Origin of the sequence: Rhodoferax sp. UBA5149, assembly GCF_002413825.1 — a bacterium.
In the GTDB taxonomy this organism is placed as follows: domain Bacteria; phylum Pseudomonadota; class Gammaproteobacteria; order Burkholderiales; family Burkholderiaceae_C; genus Rhodoferax.
This window is the reverse complement of the sequence record NZ_DHXT01000202.1, coordinates 1-3674: the sequence shown is the minus strand read 5'-3', so window position 1 is coordinate 3674 and position 3674 is coordinate 1. Positions and strand designations below refer to the sequence as shown.

Here is a 3674-nt window from a genome sequence, read left to right as displayed (position 1 = left end):
CTGACGGCGCTGGCCGCCAACGCGGCCGGCAAAACTGCGCGGCGGCGCACGGTGTTGCTGCTGATGGGCGTGTTTGGCGCCGCCCTGTTTTATGGCGACAGCGTGATCACACCGGCCATTTCCGTGCTCAGCGCGGTCGAGGGGCTGGAGGTGGTGACGCCAGCCTTCAAATCCTATGTGCTGCCGATTTCCGTGGCGGTGCTCATCGGCCTGTTTGCGGTCCAGCGCTTTGGCACGGGGCTGGTGGGCAAGATGTTCGGGCCCGTGATCATGCTGTGGTTTGCCGTGCTGACCATCACCGGCGTGACAGAGATTATTCGGCAACCGGCCATTCTGGCGGCGCTCAACCCCTTGAACGCCTTTGAATTTTTGCGCTCACAGGGCTGGCACATGTTTGTGGCGGTGGGCGCCATCGTGCTGGCATTCACGGGGGTCGAAGCGCTTTATGCCGACATGGGGCACTTTGGCAAACGACCGATCCAGCTGGCATGGCTCGGCCTGGTATTGCCGGCCCTGACCATCAATTACATGGGGCAAGGCGCGCTGCTGATGCGCGACCCGTCGGCGCTGGCGAATCCGTTTTTTCGCCTGTTCCCTTCCGCCTGGCTCATACCGACGGTCGTTTTGGCCACACTGGCCACCGTCATCGCGTCCCAGGCGGTGATTTCAGGTGCCTATTCCATGACCAAACAGGCGGTACTGCTGGGGCTGCTGCCGCGCATGCAGGTGCAATACACCTCGGCCAAGGAGATCGGGCAGATTTACATGCCGGAAGTGAACTGGCTGCTGCTGGTCTCCGTTTTACTGGCCGTCGTGGGCTTTGGCAGCTCCTCCGCGCTGGCGTCGGCCTACGGCATCGCGGTGACCATGACGATGCTGATCACCACCGCGTTGACATTCTTTGTCGTGCGCGATGGCTGGGGCTACCCGCTGCCGGTGGCGCTGGCGGCCACCGCTGTGTTTTTAGCCCTCGATACGCTGTTGGTCGTGTCCTGTTCGCTCAAGTTCTTTCAGGGTGGCTGGTTTCCGCTGGTGCTGGGCCTGGCGATCTTCATGGTGATGGCGACCTGGCGGCGCGGTCGCGAGCTCTTGATTGACAATATCCGCCACGATGACCCCGAGCTGCTGCCCTTTATCACGGCCTTGTCAGCCGATGCCGTGCACCGGGTCCCGCGCACCGCCATCTACGCCGTCGCCAACCCGGACACCGTGCCGCAGGCCCTCATGCACAACCTGAAACACAACCAGGTGCTGCACGAGCGCAATCTGATCCTCACCGTCGTGTTCCATGACGTGCCATGGATTGCGTTCGAGGAGCGCGTTCAAGTCACGCCCTTGGTACCTGGCTTCTGGAAGGTGCAGGTGAATTACGGTTTCAAAAACAAACCGGATGTCCCGAAGGCGCTGGAGCTCTGCCAATCGCAGGGCTTGCCGATCAACCTGTTTGAGACTTCATATTTCCTCAGTCGGGAAATTGTGGTGCCGACCAAAGGCGCCGGCATGGCGCATTGGCGTGAAGCCCTGTTTGCCATCATGTCCCGCAACGCAGGAAGCGTGGCGGACTTCTTTCGCCTGCCGAATAATTGCGTGATCGAACTCGGGACCCGGGTGCAAATCTGATCTGTCAGTGCTCAGTGGTGGTGTCCGTGCTCACCGTGCACGTGGCGGTGCGTGATCTCTTCTTCGGTGGCGGCGCGAACCTCGGTCACCGTGACGGTAAAGCGCAAGGCCTTGCCGGCAAAAGGGTGGTTGCCATCCAGCATGACGGTGTCGCCCTTGATCTTCATCACCGTGAATACCTGGGCATGGCCGTCGTCCCCATGGCCCTGCAGCTGCCCGCCGACCTTCACGCCGGGTGGGAACTGGGTCTTGGGGATGGTCTGCACCAGGCTTTCGTCACGCAGGCCAAAGGCGTCTTGCGGCTGCAGTTCAACCGTCGTCTGGAAGCCCGGCAATTGGCCTTCCAGCGCTTCCTCCAGTTTGGGAAACGTGTTGCCATAGCCCCCGTGCAGGTAAACCATCGGCTCGCGGCTTTCCTCCAGAAGTTTGCCCGTGGTATCGGCCACCTTGTAGCGCAAGGTGACGGCAGTGTTTTTTTCGATTTTCATAGGTGTGTTTGGGTTGGAGCTGTGATGATCAGGCCGCTATTTTCGCGCATGGGCGGGCCGAACTGAAGGGGCAGGATCGCCGTCGGCTTGCTTTTTATGTATTAAATTGACCGCTAGCCCTCGTGGAATAAGCGCCATATGCTACTTTTTTAATAGCAAACAGGCTCCAGCCCTTCACCTTGCAGGGTTACCTGCGGCGGGCTACAGGCGAAGGTGAAATAATTGCGCCATCTACTTATTGGAACTTTTGACATGAGCGACACGCAAAAACGCATCGACGAGCTGGTTAAAAACAACGAGGTGGTCCTTTTCATGAAGGGCAACGCCAGTTTCCCCCAATGCGGCTTTTCAGGGCGCGCCATCCAGATCTTGAAGGCCTGCGGCGTGGACCCCAAGACGCTGAAGACCGTCAACGTGCTGGAAGACGACGAAATTCGCGCCGGCATCAAGGACTACAGCAACTGGCCCACCATTCCCCAGCTCTACGTCAAGGGTGAATTCATTGGCGGCTCGGACATCATGATGGAGATGTACGAGAACGGCGAACTGCAGCAAGCGCTGGCGCCCAAGGCCTGACCTTCACGCCGGGGCCGAAGCCGGCCTCACACGAGCGCGGTGCGGCGCAAGTTTCGCCTGCCCGATCAAAAGCCACCTCGCGGTGGCTTTTTTTGTATTCGACTGAACAATGTCACTTAAAGGTGCTTTTAGTGCGTTAAGAGTGGACCGCACTCGTGCTTCAATGAGGCTGTGGTTGTTGCTTGGAAGTAATTACTCAGGAGTCCATCATGGAATCTCGCAGTCTAGTTCCGCAGTCTTCACCGTTTCACTTGCCGGTGGCGCAAATGCGCCGCGTGTTCCAGCCCGATGAAGTCGAGCGCAAGCTGGCCAAGCTGCAGGAGAACGAGCACGACAGCCTGCGCGCCACCTACCGGCGCATGCTGGAGCGCGGACCGCAGCGTTTTCAGGTCAAACCCTCGGGCGTGCCCGACATGGCAAGCCTGTACCACGCGCTGCCCAATTTCACCGAGGTGCTGGATGACGTCAAGCGCCATGTCGCCTTGGCGCAGGACAGCCGTGACGGGCTGGAGCTCACCCCTATCCTGTTGCTCGGCCCGCCCGGCATTGGCAAAACCCACTTCGCCAAAAAGCTGGCTGAGCTGCTGGGCACCGGCATGAGCCTGCTGCCGATGAGCTCCATGACCGCAGGCTGGCTGCTGTCGGGCTCGTCCTCGCAATGGAAAGGGGCGAAACCGGGCAAGGTGTTCGAGGCACTGGTGGACGGCGAATACGCCAACCCGGTGATCGTGGTGGACGAGATTGACAAGGCCAGCGCAGACGCGCAGTACGACCCGCTGGGCGCGCTGTACAGCCTGCTGGAGCACGACACGGCGCAGAGTTTCACCGATGAGTTCGCCGAGGTGGCGATTGACGCCAGCCAGGTGATCTGGATTACCACGGCCAACGACGAGCGCGCTATTCCCGAGCCGATTTTGAACCGCATGAATGTGTTTGCGGTGGAGCCGCCGTCAGCTGAGGCGGCGCGCCAGATTGCCCGCAACCTGTACC

The 3674-nt window shown here is 60.3% G+C and carries 4 protein-coding genes; 3 read left to right on the top strand and 1 reads right to left on the bottom strand.

Annotation, left to right across the window (positions count from 1 at the left end):
* Positions 1-1620 (top strand): potassium transporter Kup (locus B3V69_RS18080; protein WP_296448458.1); only part of this gene is annotated, 1620 nt, incomplete at its 5' end.
* A gap of 11 nt (positions 1621-1631) precedes the next feature.
* On the opposite strand, the gene B3V69_RS18075 is transcribed toward B3V69_RS18080, so the two are convergent.
* The gene (locus B3V69_RS18075) at positions 1632-2108 is read right to left on the bottom strand and encodes an FKBP-type peptidyl-prolyl cis-trans isomerase (protein WP_296448457.1); all 477 of its coding nucleotides are present in this window, start codon (positions 2106-2108) and stop codon (positions 1632-1634) included.
* Positions 2109-2360: 252 nt separating this feature from the next.
* Between B3V69_RS18075 and grxD the strand changes: the two genes are divergently transcribed.
* Together grxD and B3V69_RS18065 are read left to right on the top strand one after the other, a co-directional pair.
* On the top strand, positions 2361-2684 hold the full coding sequence (grxD, locus tag B3V69_RS18070) for a Grx4 family monothiol glutaredoxin (protein ID WP_296448455.1): 324 nt from the start codon (positions 2361-2363) through the stop codon (positions 2682-2684).
* A gap of 209 nt (positions 2685-2893) precedes the next feature.
* On the top strand, positions 2894-3674 hold a 781-nt coding region (locus tag B3V69_RS18065), incomplete at its 3' end, for an AAA family ATPase (protein ID WP_296448453.1).